The organism is Nitrosococcus watsonii C-113 (assembly GCF_000143085.1).
GTDB classification, from domain to species: Bacteria; Pseudomonadota; Gammaproteobacteria; order Nitrosococcales; family Nitrosococcaceae; genus Nitrosococcus; species Nitrosococcus watsonii.
Map to the genome: position 1 here is coordinate 264706 of NC_014315.1, position 21600 is coordinate 286305.

Sequence of the window (21600 nt, forward strand, 5' to 3'; positions counted from 1 at the left end):
GAATTGCCTACTGGAAGGGTATGGTTTAGGTTTTTATCCCTACTCCCTTGCGCAGTAAATAGAGAGCCAAGGCCGTTAGCCCTATCAGGAATACTGAGATAAGGGCGAAAGCCATCCAGATATTGATATCCGATACCCCTAAAATGCCGTAGCGGAAGGCATTAACCATATAGAGAATAGGGTTAAAGAGGGAAAGGGTTTGGCCAAATTCCGGCATCAGATTGATGGAATAAAAAACGCCCCCCAGATAAGTCAGGGGGGTCAGGATGAAATTGGGGACGATAGAAATATCGTCAAAGTTATTAGCAAACGTGGCGTTAATAAATCCCCCCAGGGCAAAGACAATGGCAGTCAATATGGCAACGGCGCAGGTAATGAGGGGATGTTCTACCTTTAAGTGGGTAAAAAAAAGCGCTATAAACAGCACAAGCAAGCCGACCATCAGACCTCGCACCGCGCCGCCTACCACGTAGCCTGCCAGAATAATGCTAGGGGGGGTCGGTGAAATCAGCAGCTCTTCCACATAGCGTTGGAATTTAGCGCTGAAAAAGGAGGACACCACATTGGAATAAGAATGGGTAATGACCGCCATCATGATCAGGCCGGGGGCGATGTATTCCATGTAGCTAAAACCTTCCATGGGGCCAATGCGGGCGCCGATGAGGCTGCCAAAGATAATGAAATACAATGTCATGGTCACCGCTGGCGGCAGCAGGGTTTGGACCCAAATGCGAGCGAATCGCCGGACCTCCTTAATAACTAGGGTCTTAAAGGCAATGTAATGACGTTGTGCGCGGCTCATGCGGCAAGGGTATCGCTGGAAGTGATAAGGTCTATAAAGAGTTCTTCCAACCGGTTGGCTTTATTCCGCATGCTTAGTACCCGAATCCCTTCCTTGGAAAGGGCTGCAAAGAGGGTATTGAGATCCTCTTCCTTGCGAACTTCCGCTTCCAAGGTCGTGTCATCCACGCGATGGAGAGGGTAGTCAGGAAGAGTGGGGGTAAATTTCAGTGGTTCTTTAAGGTAGAGGATGAAAGTTTCCCGGTTGAGTTTGGTCAGTAAGGTTTTCATGGAGTTATGCTCAATGATAGCGCCGCGGTCAATAATGGCAATGTTGCGGCAGAGTCTTTCAGCTTCTTCCAGGTAGTGGGTTGTTAAAATAATCGTAGTTCCCTTAGCGTTGGTTTCCTGAAGAAATTGCCACATGGAGCGGCGCAATTCGATATCGACTCCGGCCGTGGGCTCATCTAGGATCAGGAGGCGGGGGTTATGCACGAGGGCACGGGCAATCATCAGGCGACGCTTCATTCCTCCGGAAAGGTTGCGGGCGCACTCGTTGCGTTTGTCCCACAGGCCCAGCTGTTTTAGCCGTTGTTCAGCGCGAGTGCGGGCGATTCTGGGTTCGATCCCGTAATACCCAGCCTGGGTGATCAAGATGTTGAAAATTTTCTCAAAGCCGTTACAGTTGAATTCTTGGGGAACGAGGCCAATGATCCGCTTGGCCTCTTCTGGCTCCTGGTCCAGGTCCATGCCAAAGACCGAGACCTTTCCGGCGCTTTTGGTAATTAGGGAAGAAATGATGCCAATAGTGGTGGATTTTCCCGCCCCATTGGGACCTAGCAGAGCAAAAAAATCCCCTTGTTTTACCTCTAAAGTGATTCCCTTCAGGGCTACGAAATGGTTGCCGTAGGTTTTTTGTAGATTTTCGATGACCAGTGCTTTCATTGCTCATGAACAGCCGTTGCTTGGAGTAAACATCCTATCATGTACGGTAAGGTCTCGACAGGGTGCTAGTTGTTGCCCATAATTGGATTTTACTATGGCAGTATTTTCGATGCCTCCCCCCGCTGATGAGCGTGAGCTATTAGCACGGGCCCAGGCATTAGCGGGATTGTCTTTTGCGCAGATTGCTGCCCACCTTGGCCGGCAGGTACCCCGGGATTTACGGCGTGCTAAAGGGTGGGTTGGGGAATTGCTGGAATTGGCCCTAGGGGCAACTTCCGGCTCCCAAGCCGCGCCTGATTTTCCCGCGCTTGGTGTAGAGATGAAAACCCTCCCGCTGTGGGCAGATGGCCGACCTAAAGAATCCACCTATGTTTGTACCGTGCCACTAACGGATTTCGATGCCTGTTGGGAGACTAGCTGGATTCGGCGTAAACTTAACCGGGTATTGTGGTTGCCTGTGGAAGCCCAGACAGGAGTGCCCCTATCGGTGCGCCGGGTAGGGATGGCCTTGCTTTGGAGTCCTAATTCTGAGGAAGAAGCAATGCTAAGAGCGGATTGGGAAGAGTTGATGGATATGGTGTGCCTCGGGCAGTTAGAAATGATTACCGCGCACTATGGGGTTTGCCTCCAGATACGTCCCAAGGCGGCCAATGGAGATGCCCTATGTGAAGGAATCGGAGAAGATGGCGCGCGAGTTCGGACTCTCCCCCGTGGTTTCTATTTACGTTCCACCTTTACGGCCGCCCTGCTAGGGCGTTATTACGCTAGTTGGTCTTTTTCCGAGAATTAAATGAAATTAAAGTTTATATGGTTTTGGCGTTTACTAGGATGGTTATTGGTAGCTGTCGTGGTTTATTTAAGCCTTACCTCGTCTCTACCGGATGTAAAACTGGACATCCAGGATCAGGATAAGTTGGGACATTTTACAGCTTATGCGCTGCTAGCATGGTGGTTTAGCCAAGTTTATCCTGCCCGGCTACATGTTTTTTGGGGTCTTTTTTTGGTGGTTTTGGGGATTACTCTGGAATTTTTGCAAGATCTCGTGGGCCGTGACTTCGAATATGGAGATATGCTTGCCGATATAATGGGAATAGTGGGCGGATACCTGTTAGCCCGTACTCCCGCCGGGACGGCCTTAAGGCGCTTAGAATGCTTTTGGGAAGCCCGGGGGGCGTCGTAGGGGAGCGGCATGGCGCTTCATCCAGCTTGGGCGTTGTGATCAATCAAAACCTATGGCTTCTGTCTCGCGTACTGGAGGCCAGGCTATAAGCACTGGAAAGTAGGGCGGGATTACTCGCGACGATACCGAGAAGATTGAGGGAATTGTCTACAATAACCACTCGATGGGCATGATTGACAGAAGCCGAACACCCATGCGTTTCCAAATACTGGTGTAAGGCTCTTCGTCGTGGCGCAATGTTTTACCGTCGCATTGTTCGAGCCAGTACACGTTGCCATCGTTCGATAGCATAACGCGATACGCGTATTGCGGCGCGGTATTGAATTGCGCGGCGATACGTTGCGCGAGTATGGCGCTTTCAATGACGAAACCCAGCTCAGTATTGAGCTGCGCCGAACGCGGATCGAAGTTAAATGAGCCGACAAACACGCGCTCGCCATCAATGCTGAAGGTCTTGGCATGCAAGCTGGCGGCTGAACTGCCGAACACGGCCATGTTGGTTTTAGCATTACCGCTGCGCATCTCATACAGCACGATACCTGCTTCAAGCAGCGTCTTGCGGTAGCGCGCATAACCGGCATGCACTGCGGCGACGTCAGTCGCCTCGAGCGAATTGGTAAGAATCGTGATATCAACACCTCTGCGGGCCAGGGCCACGAGGGCGTCGGTTCCAGCCTGGGTCGGTACAAAATAGGCGGATATCAACGTGAAGCGTCCGACAGCGGCACCGATGATCTTGCTTAAGCGCGTGACTAGCAATGCCTCGGGTGATGCCTTACCAACACCCTTGGCCGGATCGTCGCTGAGCATCTGGGTCGGCGCCCAGATGAAGGGTAGATTATGTGTGAGCAGCGCATCAATGGTGCCATCCTCGTGTAGTGCATCGAGATACTTATTTGCCTCGGGTCCGTTTGCGACGCGCGCGGCCGCGCCGAAGATTTCCGCCTGCGCCGAGGCGGAAGACGGCGGCAATAAGGAGGCCGCTGGATAGGCCGAGGCGCTGGCCCAGTAACGGTCGAAATCCCATGATACAGCTTTGACTACGGGGCCAATTGCAAGCACGTCGGCATCGGCGAACATGAGATGCTCACTGGCGCCGAAATATTCATCGCCGATGTTGCGCCCGCCCACGATGGTGGCGCTGTTGTCCGCCGTAAACGATTTATTGTGCATGCGTCGGTTGGCACGCGCAAATGCGGTGATGAAATCGATAAAGCGAAACTTGCGATGCACGAAGGGATTGAATAGCCGTACCTCGACGTTTTCATGCGTATCGAGCGCGGCGAGCATGGGATCAAGGCTGGCGGTGGTCATATCATCGAGCAGCAGCCGCACGCGCACGCCACGACGCGCCGCTTCGAGCAATGCCTTGAGCATGAGCGTACCAGTGATGTCGTGGCGCCAGATGTAATACTGCACATCCAGCGTGTGCTCGGCAGTTGCGGCAAGCATGGCGCGCGCGGCAAACGCGCCGCGCGGTTCGGTGAGCGCAAACACGCCACTCTCATCCGGATGTGCCGCCGTGTCGCGCGCAATTTCGCGGCCGAGCGCAGTGTTGGGTACCTCATCGCGACCAAAGGCGTGTGAAGGGATGCGTGTATCAAGTGGTGGCAGTTCTTGGCATCCCATCAAAAGACTGGTACTTAAAATTATTGCTTTGTAGGCAGATAGAAATATTTTCCAGGGATTTAAAGTGTGCATGGAGTAGTAAAAAAACCGAGGCCGTGGAAAAACCACCGCCAAAAACTACTAAGAAATGCAAATTGGTCAGGTGAATAAAATTTTGCAGGAACAAAATTAAAATCAGCCTCGATGAAACCCCAAAGCGATTGATGCCGTCTCTTGGTCCCCACAATATAGCATGTTGCCTGGCTCTTTGCTGAGCGCGCCGTACTGTACGGGTGTTATTGAAAGACTGTTTGCTTGGTTGCCAGCTTTCTTGCTCGCTTGTAGGGGGTTATAATATCCTTGTTAATTAGTCACCCCCCCCTTTATTGGTTTGCGAGCAATATCAGTGCTGAACGCAGCGGAAGTAGAGGTTAAGAAAAGATTTCTGGATAGTGCTTAAGAAGTAGGGGGCCTTTTAGAGGCCCCCTGTTTTTCTATACTTTTGATAAAAGCAAAGAGATTAGGTCTGGTGGTAAATCTCCGCACCCTTTTCCCTGAATTCCTGGGCTTTTTCCGCCATGCCTTGCTCTAGGGCGGTATGGTGCTCTAGGCCCTTTTGTTTGGCATATTCGCGCACATCCTGGGAGATCTTCATGGAGCAGAACTGAGGACCGCACATGGAACAGAAGTGGGCTACTTTGGCCGAGTCCTTGGGTAAGGTCTCGTCATGATACTCCCGCGCCTGATCAGGGTCTAAACCAATGTTGAATTGATCTTCCCAGCGAAACTCAAACCGCGCTTTGGACATGGCATTGTCCCTGATTTGGGCGCTGGGATGTCCTTTGGCTAGGTCGGCAGCGTGGGCCGCAATTTTGTAAGTAATAATGCCTTCCTTGACGTCGTTTTTATTGGGTAATCCCAGGTGCTCCTTGGGAGTGACATAACAGAGCATGGCAGTGCCGTACCAGCCGATCATGGCCGCGCCGATACCAGAAGTGATGTGGTCGTAGCCTGGCGCAATGTCAGTGGTTAAAGGTCCCAAGGTGTAGAAAGGCGCTTCGCCACAACAAGCCAACTGTTTGTCCATATTTTCCTTAATAAGGTGCATGGGGACATGGCCCGGGCCTTCAATCATAGTCTGAACATCATGTTTCCAAGCAATCTCGGTGAGTTCCCCCAGGGTTTCAAGCTCGGCAAATTGGGCTGCGTCGTTGGCATCGGCAAGGGAGCCGGGTCGCAGTCCATCTCCTAAGGAGAAAGAAACATCGTAAGCTTTCATGATTTCGCAAATTTCCTCAAAATGGGTGTAGAGGAAACTTTCCGTGTGATGAGCAAGGCACCATTTGGCCATGATGGAGCCGCCCCGGGAGACGATACCGGTGACTCGCTTGGCGGTTAGGGGCACATAGGCCAGACGCACCCCGGCGTGAATGGTGAAATAATCCACCCCCTGTTCGGCTTGTTCAATTAAGGTGTCGCGGAAGATCTCCCAGGTCAGCTCTTCGGCTTTTCCCCCCACTTTTTCGAGGGCCTGGTAAATAGGCACGGTGCCAATGGGGACGGGAGAGTTGCGTACTATCCATTCCCGTGTTTCGTGGATATTTTTGCCAGTGGAAAGATCCATCACCGTGTCGGCGCCCCAGCGAATGGCCCAGGTCATTTTATCCACTTCCTCGGCAATGCTAGAGGTTACGGCGGAGTTGCCAATATTGGCATTAATCTTGACCAAGAAATTACGCCCGATAATCATGGGTTCCAACTCGGTATGGTTGATATTAGCTGGGATAATGGCGCGGCCGCGAGCGACTTCCGAGCGTACAAATTCGGGAGTTAGCCGGGACGGTAGATGGGCACCGAATGACTGCCCGGGATGGTGCTGGGCAAGCTGCTCCCGATATTGCTCCAGGCGCTGGTTCTCGCGGATAGCAATAAATTCCATTTCTGGAGTGATGATCCCTTGCCGGGCGTAATGCATCTGGCTTACATTATGACCAGCCTTGGCTCGGCGGGGTGGGCGTAAATGGACAAAGCGTAAGGAATCCAGCTTGGAATCAGCATTTCTCTGTCGACCGTATCGGGAGGAAAGATCAGGTAATATTTCGCTATCCGCTCGTTCTTCAATCCAGTTTCGGCGGAGCTCTGGCAGACCTTGGCGGATATCAATTTTGGTTTCCGGGTCCGTATAAGGGCCAGAAGTATCGTAGACGGTTAAGGGAGGATTTTTTTCTCGCCCCTGACTCGTATGGGTGTCGGAAAGCGCGATTTCCCGCATGGGGACGCGAATATCAGGGCGACTACCCGTAACATGGATTTTGCGTGAATTGGGAAAGGGCTGGATGGCTTGCTTGTCCACCTGAGCTTGGGTGGACATAAATTCTTCTGGAATAGCGCTCATGTATAAACTCCTTAAAGACCGCATGGGCTAATGACCGGCGGCATTGAGGACGTAGGCGCCTAGGCTTTCTCAGCTTCCCTACGCCGGTACCAACCGGATCAGGTTCAGAGGGACTCTCTCAGCCGGGTAATTCCACGGCACCCCTAGCTACTGTCCCGTGACCATAAAGGATCGCGCGGATTCTTGCAACGGCTTGCCGCCATTTGAATTCATTTTTGTGCCTCGAATGCGGAGCGCTTTCGAAAAACGTCAGTTTATATCAATTAGGCAGAATTAGGATCGCTTATTTGGGCTTTAAGCTTTCCTAGGCTATTATTTGAGCATTTTTTTACATGCAGTGCAGTTAAAAATATGAAAGTTTTGGTGATTGGAGGAGGAGGCCGGGAGCATGCTCTGGCTTGGAAATTAGCCCAGTCGCCCCTGGTTGATCGAGTTTATGTAGCGCCGGGTAACGCTGGTACCGCAAGGGAGCCTAAAGCGGAAAATATTCCTATCAAATCGGATAATATTTCCGCTTTGGTGGCTTTTGCCTTGGCGGAGCAAATCGAGTTGACCGTGGTGGGCCCGGAAGCTCCCTTAGTGCTGGGTATCGTAGATGCTTTCGAAGAAGCAGGGTTGCCCTGCTGGGGGCCTCGGCGTGGAGCTGCACACCTTGAAGGGTCTAAGTCCTTTGCCAAGGAGTTTTTAACTCGTTGGGGGATACCCACTGCCCGTTACCAGACGTTTAGCCAGGTGGAGCCGGCTATTGCCTATATTAAAACCGAAGGCGCTCCCATCGTCGTGAAAGCTGATGGTTTAGCCGCAGGCAAAGGGGTGGTGGTTGCCCGGACTGAGGAGGAAGCTATTGCCGCTGTTCATAGTATGCTAGGGGATGGTGTCTTTGGCGAAGCTGGATGCCAAGTGGTAGTGGAAGAGTTTTTGAGGGGAGAAGAAGCCAGTTTTATTGTCATGAGCGATGGTGAGCACGTTTTACCTCTGGCCAGCTCTCAGGACCATAAAGCTCTCGAGGAGGGAGATAGGGGACTTAATACGGGAGGGATGGGGGCTTATTCCCCTGCGCCAGTACTGGCAGAGGCGGTCCATGAACGCGTCATGCAAGAAGTCATCGTGCCCACGGTGCGTGGGATGGCGGAGGAAGGTTATCCCTACCGGGGGTTTTTATATGCTGGCCTGATGATTGCCGAGAATGGCTCTCCCAAGGTCCTAGAGTATAATTGCCGTTTTGGCGATCCGGAAGCCCAACCCATTCTGATGCGGCTGCGATCAGATTTAGTTGCCTTGTGCCAGGCTGCCTTGGCAGGGCGCTTGCATGAGGTTAGTGTGGATTGGGATCCCCGCGCTGCCTTGGGGGTAGTGATGGCGGCGAAGGGCTACCCAGGGTCTTATTCCTTTGGCGATCCTATTTATGGGCTGCCTGCCCCGGAACGTGAAGATCGTAAAGTATTTCATGGGGGGACGGCTGAAGAGCAAGGCCGCATTGTAACTGCCGGAGGCCGGGTGCTTTGTGCCTGTGGTCTTGGCAATTCCGTCACCGAGGCCCAAGCAACGGCTTATGGCCTTGTTCAGCAGATTACCTGGAAAGAAGCCTACTACCGGAGTGATATTGGTTATCGCGCCATCGCTCGGGAAGCAGATTCGATGGCGGAGAGCGGGTATCCGAAGTAGCAGGTAAAATTTTGTAAGCATAAGTTTTCACTGATCTCGATTCAAATTAAAGCAATTTTCAATAAAATTAGTACTGAGGAGAGCGCAATGTCCGTAGCACATCCTATTATTGCAGTAACTGGCTCGTCTGGGGCCGGTACTTCTACAGTTAAACAGGCCTTCAGCGATATGTTCCGGCGTGAAGGTATTCGGCCGGTAGTCATCGAGGGAGATAGTTTCCACCGTTATGACCGTCAGACCATGAAGGAGAAGACAGCGGAGTATGAAGCTCAGGGCAAGATTTTGACTCATTTCGGTCCAGAGGCCAATGAGTTAGAGAAGCTAGAAGCTCTATTCCGCGAATATTCGGAACAGGGTACAGGGAAAAAGCGGCTTTATATTCACAGCGAGGAAGAGGGCGAGCCTTACAATCAGGCGCCAGGCACCTTTACGCCTTGGGAGCCTATCGACTCAAATAGTCATTTACTTTTTTATGAAGGACTCCACGGAGGGGTGGTGACGGATCAGGTCAACGTTGCCCGATATGTGGATTTACTGGTAGGCGTGGTGCCGGTAGTAAATTTGGAATGGATTCAGAAAATTCACCGGGATTGTCTCAACCGGGGCTATTCCTCAGAAGCGGTGGTTCAGATTATTCTCAAGCGTATGCCGGATTACGTGCATTATATTTCTCCTCAGTTCTCCCATACCCATATTAATTTTCAGCGGGTGCCCTTGGTCGATACCTCCAATCCTTTTATTGCCCGGGATATTCCAACGCCTGATGAGAGCAAAGTGGTTATCCGTTTCCGCGATCCTCATATGGCGGATTTTCCCTATTATTTAAATATGTTGAAAGATTCGTTCATGTCGCGGGCCAATACTTTGGTGGTGCCTGGGGGTAAAATGGGGCTGGCCATGGAGATTGTACTCACCCCGGTTATTCATGGCATCATGGAGAAAAAGCGCGCCCGTGGCTAAGGATTGTTGATGGCTTGCCCCAACTGGCGAGTGCGGTTCGCTGCCCGCATTATCCACAGGGGCGGCGTGATCGCTTACCCGACGGAAGGGGTCTTTGGCCTTGGTTGCGATCCGCGGCAAAAGGCGGCCATTGAGCGTATCCTTCAACTCAAGGGGCGTTCTGTTCATAAAGGCTTCATCTTGATCGCGGCCGATTTTACCCAGCTACAGCCATATTTATTGCCGTTGACTGCCTCAACCCGGAGCCGCCTTGAAGAGACCTGGCCAGGGCCAGTTACTTGGTTATTGCCAGCCCGAGGGGATGTTCCTCCTTGGCTGAGAGGCCGCCATGATACTCTTGCTGTTCGAGTCACCGCGTATCCACTAGCAGCGTGTCTTTGCCAAACGGCGGGTCATGCGCTAGTATCCACGAGCGCTAATCGTGCCGGTCGTCCTCCGGCACAGACGACTTTACAGGTACGCCGATCCTTTGGAGCGAGCCTCGATTATATTCTCCCCGGCATTACGGGAGGCCGGACTGGTCCCAGCGAGATCCGCGATGGAAGCACTGGTCGGCGGCTTCGATAAGGTCAGTTAGTATATATCCGCGCTAACCTAAAAATGGAGAGGTAATGCATCATTCTGGCGGTGATCCTGATATAACAGCAGTCAAAAATTATCTACTTGATCTTCAGGATCACATTTGCTCCACCTTGGAACAGGAGGATGGGGAAGCGCCCTTTATGGAGGAAACTTGGCAGCGGGCGGCGGGTGGCGGAGGCCGCTCCCGGGTGTTATCCGAGGGTGCCGTGTTCGAACAAGGAGGAGTCAATTTCTCCCATGTCTTTGGAGAGGGGCTCCCGGCTTCAGCCACGGCTCAGCGGCCAGAATTAGCGGGTCGGCGGTTCGAGGCGCTAGGAGTATCTTTGGTTATCCATCCGCGTAATCCTTATGTGCCTACTTCCCATGCCAATATCCGTTTCTTTATGGCCTCCAAGGAGGATGCCGCGCCTATTTGGTGGTTTGGTGGCGGTTTTGATCTCACTCCTTATTATCCTTTCGAGGAAGATGCCATCCACTGGCACCGCATGGCCCGTGAGGCTTGTCTCCCCTTTGGAGAAACGGTGTATTCCCGTTACAAAAAATGGTGCGATGAATATTTTTACCTGAAGCATCGGGATGAAACCCGGGGGATTGGCGGACTTTTTTTTGATGATTTGAATGAATGGGGTTTTCCGCGTTGCTTTGATTTCATGCAAAGCGTGGGAAATCATTATTTATTGGCTTATGTGCCTATTGTGCGGCAGCGCAAATCCCTAACTTATGGCGAACGGGAGCGGGATTTCCAGCTCTACCGGCGGGGACGTTATGTGGAGTTTAACCTTCTCTATGATCGGGGCACTCTCTTTGGGCTGCAGTCAGGAGGGCGAACTGAATCCATTCTGATGTCCCTGCCGCCCTTGGTAAAGTGGCGTTATCATTGGCAGCCAGCTCCAGGAACCCCAGAGGCGCGGCTCTATGAAAAATTTCTGCGGCCCCAGGATTGGCTGGCAGAAGAACCATAAATCGCTGCCTGGGCGTTTTATCCTTTGAAATTAAGTTTTTTGGGTAGCTGGCTTACGGCTACTAGCAAAACCTTGCTGCCGCCAGGCTTCATAGAGTACAACCGCAACCGCATTGGAAAGATTAAGGCTGCGGCTAGTGGGTTCCATGGGAATTCGCAGTACTTGTTGTGGGGGCAAAATTCCAAGTAATTCCCTGGGGAGACCGCGGGTCTCTGGGCCAAACAAGAGGGCGTCACCAGGGCGGAAGTTAGCCTTATCGTAGGAGTGTCGCCCCCGGGTAGAGCAGGCCCACAGTTGTCTCGGCTGAGTTTGAACCAAAAAATGTTCCAGGCTGGGATGCACCTTAACTTTCGCCCATTCATGGTAATCTAGCCCGGCGCGACGCAGACGCCTATCGTCCAACTCAAACCCCAACGGCTGTACTAAGTGGAGCATAGCCCCTGTGTTGGCGCAAAGGCGTATGATATTGCCCGTATTGGGCGGTATTTCAGGTTCAAGTAATATGACATGGAACATTGCGGTAGGGTAAGAAATGGCTGAGACATTCAATACTGACTTAAGCGATACCGATAGGGCAAGGCTAAAGGTTGATTTCTGTGGGCTGGCGTTGCAAAGTCCCTTAGTGTTGCTTTCAGGTTGCGTCGGTTTTGGGGAAGAATATACGCGGGTAGTAGGTTTCTCCAACCGGGAGGTGGGCGCGGTATGTCTTAAGGGAACCACGGCAGCTCCCCGTTTGGGAAATGCCCCCCATCGTATTTATGAGACGCCCATGGGCATGCTTAATGCCATTGGCTTGCAAAATCCCGGCATGGATTATGTGGTCGATCATATTTTGCCGACGCTTGATTTTAGCGAAACTTATTATATCGCCAACGTTTCTGGCTCCACTATTGAAGAGTATGTGGCGGTCACCCGCCGCTTTGATGATTCCCCCATTGATGCCATAGAAATCAATATTTCCTGTCCTAATGTAAAAGAAGGGGGTGTTGCTTTTGGCAATGATCCCGATATGTCGGCGCGGGTGGTAGAAGTTTGTCGGAAAGTGACTCGTAAACCCCTGATCACCAAGCTTTCCCCTAACCAAACCTCGATAGAGGAAAATGCCCGTCGCTGTATCGAAGCGGGAACGGATGCATTTGCCGTCATCAATACCCTTATGGGAATGGCCATTGATATAGAGCAGCGCACCCCGCTGCTCGGGAATATCCAGGGGGGATTGTCGGGACCCGCCATAAAGCCAATCGCCTTACTCAAGGTACGCCAAGTCTATCAGGTATGCCGGGAGCATGGTATTCCGATTATTGGGCAGGGAGGAGTTGCTTCTGGCAAGGATGCTCTGGAATTTCTCATTGCGGGCGCTACTACCGTGGGAGTAGGTACCGCCTTGTTTTATGATCCTTTGCTTTGCGCCAAAATCAACACGGAAATCGTGGCTTACCTTAAGCGCCATGACTTAGCGACAGTAGCGCAATTAACAGGGAGCTTACGCTTAAATGAAGAAGTTTCGGGTTGCGCCGTGAGTGGCTAAGTATCAGAGGTTGCAAGCAATTGGCGTAGTTTCCAGCGAGAGTCTCGTGCTTGGCGGCAGCCTCCATAACGAAAGGGTGGGGTGAGGCCAGGGTGGATAAAGCGCAAGTCCACAAACCAAACACACAGGTGGTGAGCGTTACGTTCAATGGCGTAAAGCGCCGGGAGCTGAGCAAATTGGCGGTAATCCTGTAAAATTTCCTGCTGCCAAACGGTACGAGCTAAAGATTCCTCGTTGAAATTTCCGTAAAGTCGGTATCGTTTCCACTTCATCGCACTCAGTGGGGGATAGGCTGTATAGAGGCGAACCCAAAAAGGAGGGTTGGGGGAAGCAGGAACCGCGAGTTGTTGGCGCAGAAGGTTAACTTGGCTGACGTAATAGATCTGAGGCGCCGCTACCACGATCTTCCAATTAAATGGGGATAGGGGTTGGGGCAAGGCATGGACTTGGATGTTGGCTAGTGATTGTTGGCGGGCATATTCATAGCCCAAGGCTAATGCCTGGGTTCGGAGTATTCCCTGAAAGCCCACATAGGCTATCAACATAGCTAAACCTGCTACCGCCGGCAGGCGGGAGCGGCGCCAATACCAGCAGCCTAATAATCCAAGGGCAATAATACCGGTAAACCAAGGATCAATGACGAAGGTAGTAGGCCAGGCGGCTTTGTAGCTGGAAAAAGGGGCAAAGATCTGGGTGCCGTAGGCGGTAATCACGTCCCCGGCGATATGAATACTGATTCCTAAGAGGGACACGCCGAAATAGGCTTTCCAGGGTTTTTGTTTTCCCCGAAACCACCAAAACAAGGTAGCCAGCAGCGCCCCCCATAAGGGTAGCATGATCACGGAATGGGTGATTCCCCGGTGCAGGTTAAGATAAGTAAGTAAGTTGGTGGTCCAGCGAAGGATAAAATCGCTATCCGGAAAAGCGGCAGCTAAAGCGCCCAGTACCATTCGTTCCCCGGATTCGAGCTGGATGGCCCGTCGCTTGGAAGAAGCAGTGGCGCGAGCTAGCAGCGCACCGCTTAAAGCATGGGTAAGGGTATCCATTGCAATGGTAGTGGAGCGCCAAATTAGTTCTGTTTTGTCGCAAAGAGGAAGAGCATTGATTTCCTTATTCTTTAGGTACCTTTTGGGGTGGAGTTGCTGTGAAATTTGGTTCTTGCCGGCGGGACTGCAGGAACGAGGGCTTGCGGGACTCTATGACTTCACCTAGATACAGCATTCTATCGAGTAATCGGCGGGTTCTTTCATAATTTTGGGTGGGATCATTGAGCCAGCAGAGAAAAGTAGCCAGGTAGGTGGAAGTCAAAGCCGTTTCATCAAGCGCCCGAAACAGAAAAGTTTGCTCCCGCTGGGCGGCCTCCCGAGCCCATTGTACCGTACGGCTGATGCGCAGCAGGCTTGCCATTTGCATATGGAGGTGCCCTGGTTCAAGCCGGTTAAATACCATTTGACGCATCACTGAGCGGTGCGGAGAGAAAGCTTCCAGCCATGCCATAAACAGTTGATTGAGGCGCTCCCGAGGAGAGAAGGACGAGAAGTGAGGACGGTTCGCCTCATTCAGCATGGCCTCATCGGCCCGGTCTAGCCATGCGTCCACCAGTTCTTCCTTTTCCCTGAAATAGTGACGAATATGGTTTAAGGTCAATCCTGTCCGTTGGGCAATGTGGTATAAACGCACATTTTCCCAAGAAGTTTCCTCGGCTAATTCCAAGGCAGCATCAAGAATGATATCGGGGGCGCTCGTTGTTTTCTCCATGGTGAATTTTCTTACTGTAGGCTTTAGTAAACAGTATAGCGCGTTTTACGAGAACTGCAGTTTCAATTTTACTGGCTACTATATGTACAGTAGGCAAACAGTCGGGTGCATAAACAAAGAGAGAGTATCGTGGATAGTAAACGTAATCTACTTTTCGTAAAAATCTTGCTTTTTATGCTTGTATCACTAAACGTTCAGGCTAATGGGTTAGCTGATATTCGCCCTTATTTACAACCTCGGTTTGGGTTCGAAAACTCTTTTTATAATTATACGAAACCCGATACGGTCTCTGATGTGCGTCTTGAATCTCCCTCGGAAGAACCCCATATTGGCGCCACCTTAGGCGCTGATCTAGGGCGCTACTGGGGCATTGAACTTGCCTACGATTATATTAAAACCAACCTTTTGCAGACCTCTGGCAAAAAAGCAGGTGATTACGCTGCAACGACTTGGCTTGGCCAGCTAAGATTCCGCTACCCGTTACTCCAGGAGCGACTGGTTCCCTACCTACTGGCCGGTGGTGGTATCGGTATCGGAGAGTTTAGCGGCCGCGAGGATTTTTCCTTTACGGGGGGCGGTAGCGACACAGTGCCTCTGGGTGTGGTTGGTGGCGGCGCTGAATATTTTATAACAGATAATATTGCCCTTGGAGTCGAAGCGAAATATTATTTCGGCTTTCATCCTGACATCTGGGTTGGCACTAAGGAGCGGGAACTTACCCTGGACGCTGTTGGTGTCACCGCGAACATGCGTGTTTATTTGGATGAGTTAGCGACAGGTAAGTATGCTCGTCTTGGACAGCAACGACCGGCTCGGGACAAGGATGCCATGCGAGGTTATCTTAGCTTGCGAGGCGGGGTTGCGTTTCTTACGGATAGAAATGCTGTTCCAGAGGCTAGTTTCGATAGTACTTCTGGACCGTGGCCCAGTGGCTCAATAGGCATGAATTTCAACAAGCATTGGGGCATGGAGCTTGCCGGTGATTATGGCCGCACCCAGTTGCGATCACCTACTTTTGGAAAAATTACGGGCTATCCTATCTGGACCATCTCGGTCCTGGGACGTTTTCGTTACCCTTTGCTTGATGATAAACTTAGCCCCTATATATTAGCTGGCCCCGGCCTTGGTTTTGCCGAGATAGGCGATCCGGATCAGCCACTTTCTGTCACTGGATTAGGCGGTGGTCAGGATAATTCCATTGTGGCCATCTTCGGTGCTGGCGTTGATTACTTTGTCGGCTATAATATAGCGCTTAACCTTGAAGTCAAACGGGCTGCTTTTTTCAACACCCAGGTCAAGATCAATGGCCAATCCGAAACGTTATCGCCAGAGTTTGTTTCCCTGACGGCGGGCATCCGTGTTTTTTTTCCTTGACCTAAATAAGCATTAAAAATAATCCTGCTTGTTCAGGCGTTCACTTGCGAGAGGATTATCGATGAAAGAGATGGATGATACCGATCCGACGGCTGATAGAGTGGGCGAAGAGTCCAGTGTATTGCACGATCAGCTATTTGCGGAAAGTAACGCGGCTATTGAAGATTTTCGTTTTGACGAGGCCACGGCCTCCGTGTTCGATGATATGGTATATCGTTCTGTTCCCTTCTATGATGAAATGCAGCGGATGACCGAAGAAATTGCCGCTGATTTTGCCGTACCAGGGACTAATCTCTTTGATTTAGGATGCGCGACCGGAACTACGCTTTTAAGATTAGATGCAGCCATAGATCCTGGCGTCCACTTCATCGGCGTGGATAATTCCCTGGAAATGTTGGAGAAAGGGCGGCAAAAGTTCTTGGCGCGGAAAAGTGCTCGCCGCTGTGAATTTATGGCGGCTGATTTGCACCGCGAGCGGATTGTCGAAGATGCTTCTGTAGTCATCATGATACTGACCCTGCAGTTTATCCGCCCACTGCACCGTACCCGGATGCTTCAGAGTCTTATTGCGGGAATGAATGAGCAGGCTTGCCTTATTATCTTTGAGAAAGTGACTTTGAACGATAGCCTGTTTAATCGCCTGTTTATCCGCTACTATTATAATATGAAAAAGCGCCAGGGCTATTCCGATGTGGAAATTACTCGGAAGCGGGAAGCCTTAGAGAATGTGCTCATCCCTTACCGTCCCGAGGAAAACCATGAGCTATTGACGAGCGTTGGGTTTACCCACATTGAGGAGTTTTTTCGCTGGTATAATTTCACTGGCATCCTGGCGGTTAAATGAGGCCAAATTTGCCATGAAATTATCTTGCCAATCATCTCTTATCCATTATGGCAATTTTCTCTTTAAGTACCGTAATATTGTTTTCCCTTTGGTTTTAGTGGTCTTGCTGTTTGGTTTTCGCCCCTTGCCGCTATCAGATAATACGAGTTATAGCTTGGGAACGAGTATGCTTGGATTTTTCATCTCTGCTATGGGAGAGGGCATTCGTGTTGCCGTGATTGGTTTAGCTTATATTAAGCGGGGAGGACTTAATAAACGAGTCCATGCCGATACCCTGGTGCAGGAAGGAATCTTCGCCCACTGCCGAAACCCCCTTTACCTAGGCAATTTGCTGATACTATTTGGACTGTTTCTTATCCACAATAACCCCTGGGTCTACTTTTTAGGGCTTGGTTTTTTTCTGACCGCCTATACCGCCATTGTGATGGCTGAAGAGGCCTACCTAGAAGCAAAATTTGGTGCTGATTACCAGAGTTATTGTCGTCGGGTAAACCGCTGGCTTCCGCGACTAAGAGGGCTAGGGAAGACCCTGGGGAGCATGCAGTTTAACTGGCGCCGGGTTATTGCCAAGGATTATGCTAGTGCTTATAGCTGGATGGTGTTAGCCTTGCTGATAATGGGCTATAAAGCGCTTCTGTTTCCTTTAACCGAGCAAGCTGCCCTTTGGCTCAAGGAGTTAGGAATTTTATTTATTCTCCTGACCACGGTTTTTATCATTGCGCGGTATTTAAAAAAGAGCGGTTGCCTGGCAGAAAAAAAGGGATAGTTCATTTTATGCCTAAAGCTGCCTTGCTGGCTTGTTCCGGTGGGGAGCATAGCTTAATTTTTATCGCTATCAGCCCTGGTCAGCACAGCTTAACTGATTACCCTAATGATCAAAAACGAGGTTGGAAAACACCTTCCCGGATTACTTCCGCAATTTTCATATCCTCTAACGTTATAAAAGCTTAAATCTGCTTCGGCAGTTTAAAGCTTGTTGATAGAAAAATAATTCATGATGATGGCTATTCTCGCCGCCTATTCATTTCAAGAGGGCTTATGTAAGCACAGTTAGTTTTTTATCTCTTCATATTCCAAAAATGAACACTTTATATAAGTGGGGCTATCCGTCCCGCCAAGCTTTTTGCGTTTGGTTGGGCGAGTCCCTTGGAAGGCACCTGCTGAAAATCGAGCAGGCGGAGCTGGAAAAAGTTCTGCCTGATCTATTTGGCTATCACCTAGTCCAGCTAGGATCTGTGCGCAGAGGAATGGATTTGCTATCCTCTAGCTGCATTTGGCACCGAGTAGTATTGGAGGCAGAGATTTGGCCAGAGGCTCAGGCGCCTAGTTTACTGTCCCACGTAGATGCTCTGCCCTTTGCCAGCGCAACTGTGGATGGGATAATTTTACCTCATGTGCTGGAGTATGAAGAGAACCCCCATCAGGTGCTACGAGAGGTCCAACGGGTGTTGGTGCCCTATGGCACGCTAGCTATTTTAGGTTTCAATCCCTGGAGTTTTTGGGGTTTTTGGCGATTTATTTTATATCGACGGGGAAGCATGCCTTGGTGTGGCCGTTTCTATAGTCCCACGCGTATTCAGGATTGGTTGGCCTTATTGGGTTTCAAGACAGTGGAGTTACGGTATTTTTTATTTCGCCCCCCTTTGCGGCAGCCACGATTGATGCGGCGCTTACGCTTCCTAGAGTTGATAGGGCGGCGTTGGTGCCCTTTTTTTGCGGGAGGCTACTTGGTGGTGGCTAAAAAGCAGGTGGTGCGCCTAAATCCGATAGACTCTCTTTGGTGCGAGAAGGAAAGTTTAGATATGCCTGTCCTGGCGGAACCGACGACCCGGGAGCGCTGCCGTGACTGAGATCGTGGAGATTTTTACGGATGGGGCGTGCCGCGGGAATCCCGGTCCGGGGGGCTGGGGCGCCCTGCTGCGCTACCAGGGGCATGAAAAAACTCTAGCGGGCGCCGCACCGAAGACGACTAATAACCGAATGGAGTTGATGGCTGCTATCCGAGCTCTAGAGACGCTCAAGCGGCCGTGCCGGGTTCATCTGACCACGGATTCGCAATATTTGCGCCAGGGCATTACTTGTTGGCTGACGAATTGGAAGCGGCGGGGATGGAAAACAGCTAATCGGCAACCTGTCAAGAACATAGATTTGTGGCAGCGTTTGGATCAGGCCGCCGCCCAGCATCGGATAGAATGGTTTTGGGTCCGGGGACATGAGGGACACTCAGAAAACGAGCGTGCTGATGCTTTGGCCCGGGGCGCGATAATCAATGGGGAGGAAGGGTGATGCGCCAGATTATACTTGATACCGAAACTACCGGGTTGGAGCCGAAGGAGGGGCATCGAATCATTGAAATTGGCGGTGTTGAATTAAACTGTCGACGCCGCACTGGCCAGACTTTTCATTGTTATCTAAACCCGGAACGGGAGGTGGATGAAGGGGCTTTGAAAGTCCATGGCCTGAGCAATGAGTTTTTGTCCGATAAACCCCGTTTTATAGAGATTGCCGAGGAATTTCTGGCGTTTATTAAAGGGGCAGAATTAGTGATTCATAACGCGCCTTTTGATGTTGGTTTTTTGGATCATGAGTTGTATTTGCTCGGTTCTAACTGGGGGAAGGTAAGCGTTAATTGCCAAGTGCTGGACACATTGCAGCTAGCGCGGCAGCGTCATCCTGGCCAAAAAAATAATTTAGATGCTCTTTGCAAACGCTATGGGATCGACAACTCTCGCCGGGATCTGCATGGCGCTCTCCTCGATGCGGAAATCCTGGCCGGAGTGTATTTAGCCATGACGGGTGGCCAGGTTAGTTTAAGCCTGCATGAGTATGGTGACAATAGCACTTCATCTCGCTCAGGAGAGGGGAATTATCGGCCTGTCTCTGCTGAGCGAGCACCGCTTAAGATAGCGCGGGCAAGCAGGGAGGAACAGAGGGCTCATGAGGCTTGTCTGACTGCTATTGATAAGACAAGTGCTGGTGCTTGCGTGTGGCATCAGCTCGATTCGCTGCCAGATTAACGCGCTATAGGCATGAGTGCTAGCCTGAGTGAAATTCTTATGTCCTGAAGTGGCAGTTAACTCTGCTTGGTGAGTTAGATACTGGAGGCTAAATTTTACATGGCCCTTGCGCAAGGCGTACTAATTCGCGGACTCGTTCAGGAATCATGCAACATTCATGTTTAACTCCAAAGTGTTATCCAGTTCATGACGCAATCCAATAACCCACTAGTATTAAACGAGCGTTCCCAACACCTGCTCAAGGCCATGGTGGAGTGCTATATTCGTGATGGAGAACCCGTGGGTTCCCGGACTTTATCTCGAGAAAGCCGGTTGGACCTTAGTCCCGCGACTATTCGCAATGTCATGGCCGATCTGGAAGAGCTAGGGTTAGTGTTTTCTCCCCATACTTCAGCGGGTAGAGTGCCGACAGTTCAAGGCTATCGCTTTTTTATTGACGCTTTGCTAAGACCTAAGCAATTAGGGGTAACCGCCATTCGCGAGCTAGCAATCCAGTTTGATGTTGAAGCGGAGCCCCGAGCCTTGCTGACTACAGCCTCCCATTTATTGTCTGAAATCAGCCGCTTTGCAGGGGTAGTCATGCTACCGCGGCGAGAGTGCCGGGCCCTGCGTCAGGTGGAGTTCTTGCCGCTATCGGAGGATCGCATACTGGCAATTCTAGTATTGAATGAGCAAGAAGTGCAAAATCGTATTATCCATCCCAGCCGCGCCTATTCTGCTTCAGAATTGCAGCAGGCGGCTAACTATCTTAACGCTATGTTTAAAGGTAAAGATCTTCATGCCGTTCGTAGCCGTCTTTTGGCCGAGATGGGTGAGGTACGTGAAGATATGGACCGAATCATGCAAACGGCGTTGGAAATTGCTAAACAGGCTTTTATTCCTGGAGAAGAAGCAGAAGATTGCGTCGTGGCAGGACAGACCAATTTATTGGACTATTTGGATTTATCGGATAAAGAATGTTTGCGCCTATTGTTTGATGCCTTCAATGAGAAACAGGATATTTTGCATTTACTTGATCAGTGTCTAAATGCGGGGGGGATACAAATTTTTATTGGTGAAGAATCAGGTTACCAGGTCTTTGATAACTGCAGTGTAGTCACCGCCCGTTATGGCTCTTCCGAAGGGGCATTGGGGGTGCTTGGGGTGATTGGCCCCACGCGGATGAATTATGAACAGGTAATTTCCCTAGTAGATGTCACAGCCCGATTATTGGGCGCAGCCTTGAATTCAAAGTAAACAATCCCCAACTGTTGTGGTTTTAGGTAGAAGCCTCTAGCAATTTTGGAGAATATCGGTATGGCCAACGAAGAGAGAACTATTCCGGAGACTAATGTTGCGTCTGAACGGCCGGAAGATCCGGTAGAATCCCAGACGCAAGCCGAGGGCGGCGAGCAAATCCAGGAGGCAGCCCCCGAGACTGCTGAGCTGGAGGCTGTCCAGCAACTTTTGGAGGATGCCCGCAGCAAGGCAGACGAACATTGGAATGAGCTACTGCGCGCCCGAGCTGAGCTGGAGAATCAGCGCCGACGCCATGAGCGGGAATTAGACAAGGGCCGCAAGTATGCCTTGGAGAAATTTGCCCAGGATTTATTACCGGTTAAGGATAGCCTAGAGATGGGATTAGCGGCAGCCCAGGCTGAAGATGCCAATGTAACCGCTTTACGGGAAGGAACCGAATTAATTCTTAAGATGTTCAATGAAGTTGTAGCCCGATTTGGCATCGAAACGATTGATCCCCAAGGCGAAGCCTTTAACCCTGACTTTCACCAGGCCATATCTACCCAGGAGAGCAGTGAGGCTGCTCCTGACACTGTGCTTACCGTTGTTCGTAAAGGCTATGCTTTAAATGGTCGCCTGTTACGTCCGGCCATGGTCGTAGTTTCCAAACCGGGTGAACAAACCACAGCAGGGGTAGATACTCAAGCTTGAAATTAGTGAGTATGCCCCAATAGTCAGACGTAGCGTACAGCATAAGGTGCCGGTGGGAGCAGCCGCCGGTGGA

General features: G+C 51.0%; 22 protein-coding genes and 1 riboswitch. Of the genes, 15 read left to right on the forward strand and 7 right to left on the reverse strand.

Annotated elements, in window-relative coordinates; genetic code table 11:
• Window positions 1-25: 25 nt before the first annotated feature.
• Together NWAT_RS01250 and NWAT_RS01255 are read right to left on the reverse strand one after the other, a co-directional pair.
• A complete protein-coding gene (locus tag NWAT_RS01250; protein WP_013219336.1) occupies window positions 26-802 on the reverse strand; it encodes an ABC transporter permease in 777 nt (258 codons plus the stop codon).
• The gene (locus NWAT_RS01255; RefSeq protein WP_013219337.1) at window positions 799-1725 is read right to left on the reverse strand and encodes an ABC transporter ATP-binding protein; all 927 of its coding nucleotides are present in this window, start codon (window positions 1723-1725) and stop codon (window positions 799-801) included. Before NWAT_RS01255 ends, NWAT_RS01250 begins: the two co-directional genes overlap by 4 nt.
• A gap of 94 nt (window positions 1726-1819) precedes the next feature.
• Here NWAT_RS01255 and mutH point away from each other — a divergent pair, with 94 nt between their 5' ends.
• Window positions 1820-2515 (forward strand): DNA mismatch repair endonuclease MutH, encoded by a 696-nt coding sequence (gene mutH / locus NWAT_RS01260; RefSeq protein WP_013219338.1) that lies wholly within the window; start codon window positions 1820-1822, stop codon window positions 2513-2515.
• Complete coding sequence (locus NWAT_RS01265; protein WP_013219339.1) at window positions 2516-2905, forward strand: VanZ family protein; 390 nt, start codon at window positions 2516-2518, stop codon at window positions 2903-2905.
• Between the two features lie 147 nt (window positions 2906-3052).
• Here the strand turns inward: NWAT_RS01265 and NWAT_RS01270 are convergent, their stop codons facing one another.
• Window positions 3053-4606 carry a phospholipase D family protein gene (locus NWAT_RS01270; protein WP_049773039.1) on the reverse strand — a complete coding sequence of 518 codons (1554 nt, stop codon included), beginning with the start codon at window positions 4604-4606 and terminating at the stop codon, window positions 3053-3055.
• Window positions 4607-5033: 427 nt separating this feature from the next.
• A complete protein-coding gene (thiC, locus tag NWAT_RS01280) occupies window positions 5034-6908 on the reverse strand; it encodes a phosphomethylpyrimidine synthase ThiC (protein WP_013219341.1) in 1875 nt (624 codons plus the stop codon).
• A 58-nt stretch (window positions 6909-6966) separates the two neighbouring features.
• A riboswitch (TPP riboswitch) is annotated at window positions 6967-7063 on the reverse strand.
• A gap of 196 nt (window positions 7064-7259) precedes the next feature.
• Here thiC and purD point away from each other — a divergent pair.
• The 4 genes from purD (at window position 7260) to hemF (ending at window position 11077) form a co-directional block, all read left to right on the forward strand.
• Window positions 7260-8573, forward strand: coding sequence for a phosphoribosylamine--glycine ligase (purD, locus tag NWAT_RS01285; protein WP_013219342.1), 1314 nt, complete (start codon window positions 7260-7262; stop codon window positions 8571-8573).
• A gap of 87 nt (window positions 8574-8660) precedes the next feature.
• Window positions 8661-9533, forward strand: coding sequence for a phosphoribulokinase (locus tag NWAT_RS01290; RefSeq protein ID WP_013219343.1), 873 nt, complete (start codon window positions 8661-8663; stop codon window positions 9531-9533).
• Window positions 9534-9542: 9 nt separating this feature from the next.
• Entirely contained in the window at window positions 9543-10100 is a 558-nt protein-coding gene (locus NWAT_RS01295; protein WP_013219344.1) for a Sua5/YciO/YrdC/YwlC family protein, read from the forward strand.
• A gap of 44 nt (window positions 10101-10144) precedes the next feature.
• Window positions 10145-11077 (forward strand): oxygen-dependent coproporphyrinogen oxidase, encoded by a 933-nt coding sequence (gene hemF / locus NWAT_RS01300; protein ID WP_013219345.1) that lies wholly within the window; start codon window positions 10145-10147, stop codon window positions 11075-11077.
• A gap of 30 nt (window positions 11078-11107) precedes the next feature.
• On the opposite strand, the gene trmL is transcribed toward hemF, so the two are convergent.
• Window positions 11108-11593 carry a tRNA (uridine(34)/cytosine(34)/5-carboxymethylaminomethyluridine(34)-2'-O)-methyltransferase TrmL gene (trmL, locus tag NWAT_RS01305; protein WP_013219346.1) on the reverse strand — a complete coding sequence of 162 codons (486 nt, stop codon included), beginning with the start codon at window positions 11591-11593 and terminating at the stop codon, window positions 11108-11110.
• Between the two features lie 16 nt (window positions 11594-11609).
• On the opposite strand from trmL, the gene NWAT_RS01310 reads away from it, so the two are divergent.
• On the forward strand, window positions 11610-12605 hold the full coding sequence (locus NWAT_RS01310) for a dihydroorotate dehydrogenase (protein WP_013219347.1): 996 nt from the start codon (window positions 11610-11612) through the stop codon (window positions 12603-12605).
• Here the strand turns inward: NWAT_RS01310 and NWAT_RS01315 are convergent.
• Entirely contained in the window at window positions 12602-13651 is a 1050-nt protein-coding gene (locus tag NWAT_RS01315) for a metal-dependent hydrolase (RefSeq protein WP_013219348.1), read from the reverse strand. The genes NWAT_RS01310 and NWAT_RS01315 overlap by 4 nt on opposite strands.
• 64 nt (window positions 13652-13715) lie before the next feature.
• On the reverse strand, window positions 13716-14363 hold the full coding sequence (locus NWAT_RS01320; protein ID WP_013219349.1) for a TetR family transcriptional regulator: 648 nt from the start codon (window positions 14361-14363) through the stop codon (window positions 13716-13718).
• Between the two features lie 105 nt (window positions 14364-14468).
• On the opposite strand from NWAT_RS01320, the gene NWAT_RS01325 reads away from it, so the two are divergent.
• The 8 genes from NWAT_RS01325 (at window position 14469) to grpE (ending at window position 21527) form a co-directional block, all read left to right on the forward strand.
• Window positions 14469-15737: an outer membrane beta-barrel protein gene (locus NWAT_RS01325; RefSeq protein ID WP_013219350.1), complete on the forward strand. Its 1269-nt coding sequence runs from the start codon at window positions 14469-14471 to the stop codon at window positions 15735-15737.
• A 61-nt stretch (window positions 15738-15798) separates the two neighbouring features.
• Window positions 15799-16581, forward strand: a complete 783-nt coding sequence (gene cmoA / locus NWAT_RS01330) for a carboxy-S-adenosyl-L-methionine synthase CmoA (protein WP_013219351.1) — start codon at window positions 15799-15801, stop codon at window positions 16579-16581.
• Window positions 16582-16594: 13 nt separating this feature from the next.
• Window positions 16595-17347 carry a methyltransferase family protein gene (locus NWAT_RS01335; protein WP_013219352.1) on the forward strand — a complete coding sequence of 251 codons (753 nt, stop codon included), beginning with the start codon at window positions 16595-16597 and terminating at the stop codon, window positions 17345-17347.
• A 313-nt stretch (window positions 17348-17660) separates the two neighbouring features.
• A complete protein-coding gene (locus NWAT_RS01340) occupies window positions 17661-18431 on the forward strand; it encodes a class I SAM-dependent methyltransferase (protein ID WP_013219353.1) in 771 nt (256 codons plus the stop codon).
• Window positions 18424-18867, forward strand: a complete 444-nt coding sequence (rnhA, locus tag NWAT_RS01345) for a ribonuclease HI (protein WP_013219354.1) — start codon at window positions 18424-18426, stop codon at window positions 18865-18867. Before NWAT_RS01340 ends, rnhA begins: the two co-directional genes overlap by 8 nt.
• Entirely contained in the window at window positions 18867-19598 is a 732-nt protein-coding gene (gene dnaQ, locus NWAT_RS01350) for a DNA polymerase III subunit epsilon (protein ID WP_013219355.1), read from the forward strand. Before rnhA ends, dnaQ begins: the two co-directional genes overlap by 1 nt.
• 186 nt (window positions 19599-19784) lie before the next feature.
• Window positions 19785-20834, forward strand: a complete 1050-nt coding sequence (gene hrcA / locus NWAT_RS01355) for a heat-inducible transcriptional repressor HrcA (RefSeq protein WP_013219356.1) — start codon at window positions 19785-19787, stop codon at window positions 20832-20834.
• Between the two features lie 60 nt (window positions 20835-20894).
• Window positions 20895-21527, forward strand: coding sequence for a nucleotide exchange factor GrpE (gene grpE, locus NWAT_RS01360; RefSeq protein ID WP_013219357.1), 633 nt, complete (start codon window positions 20895-20897; stop codon window positions 21525-21527).
• Window positions 21528-21600 lie beyond the last annotated feature (73 nt).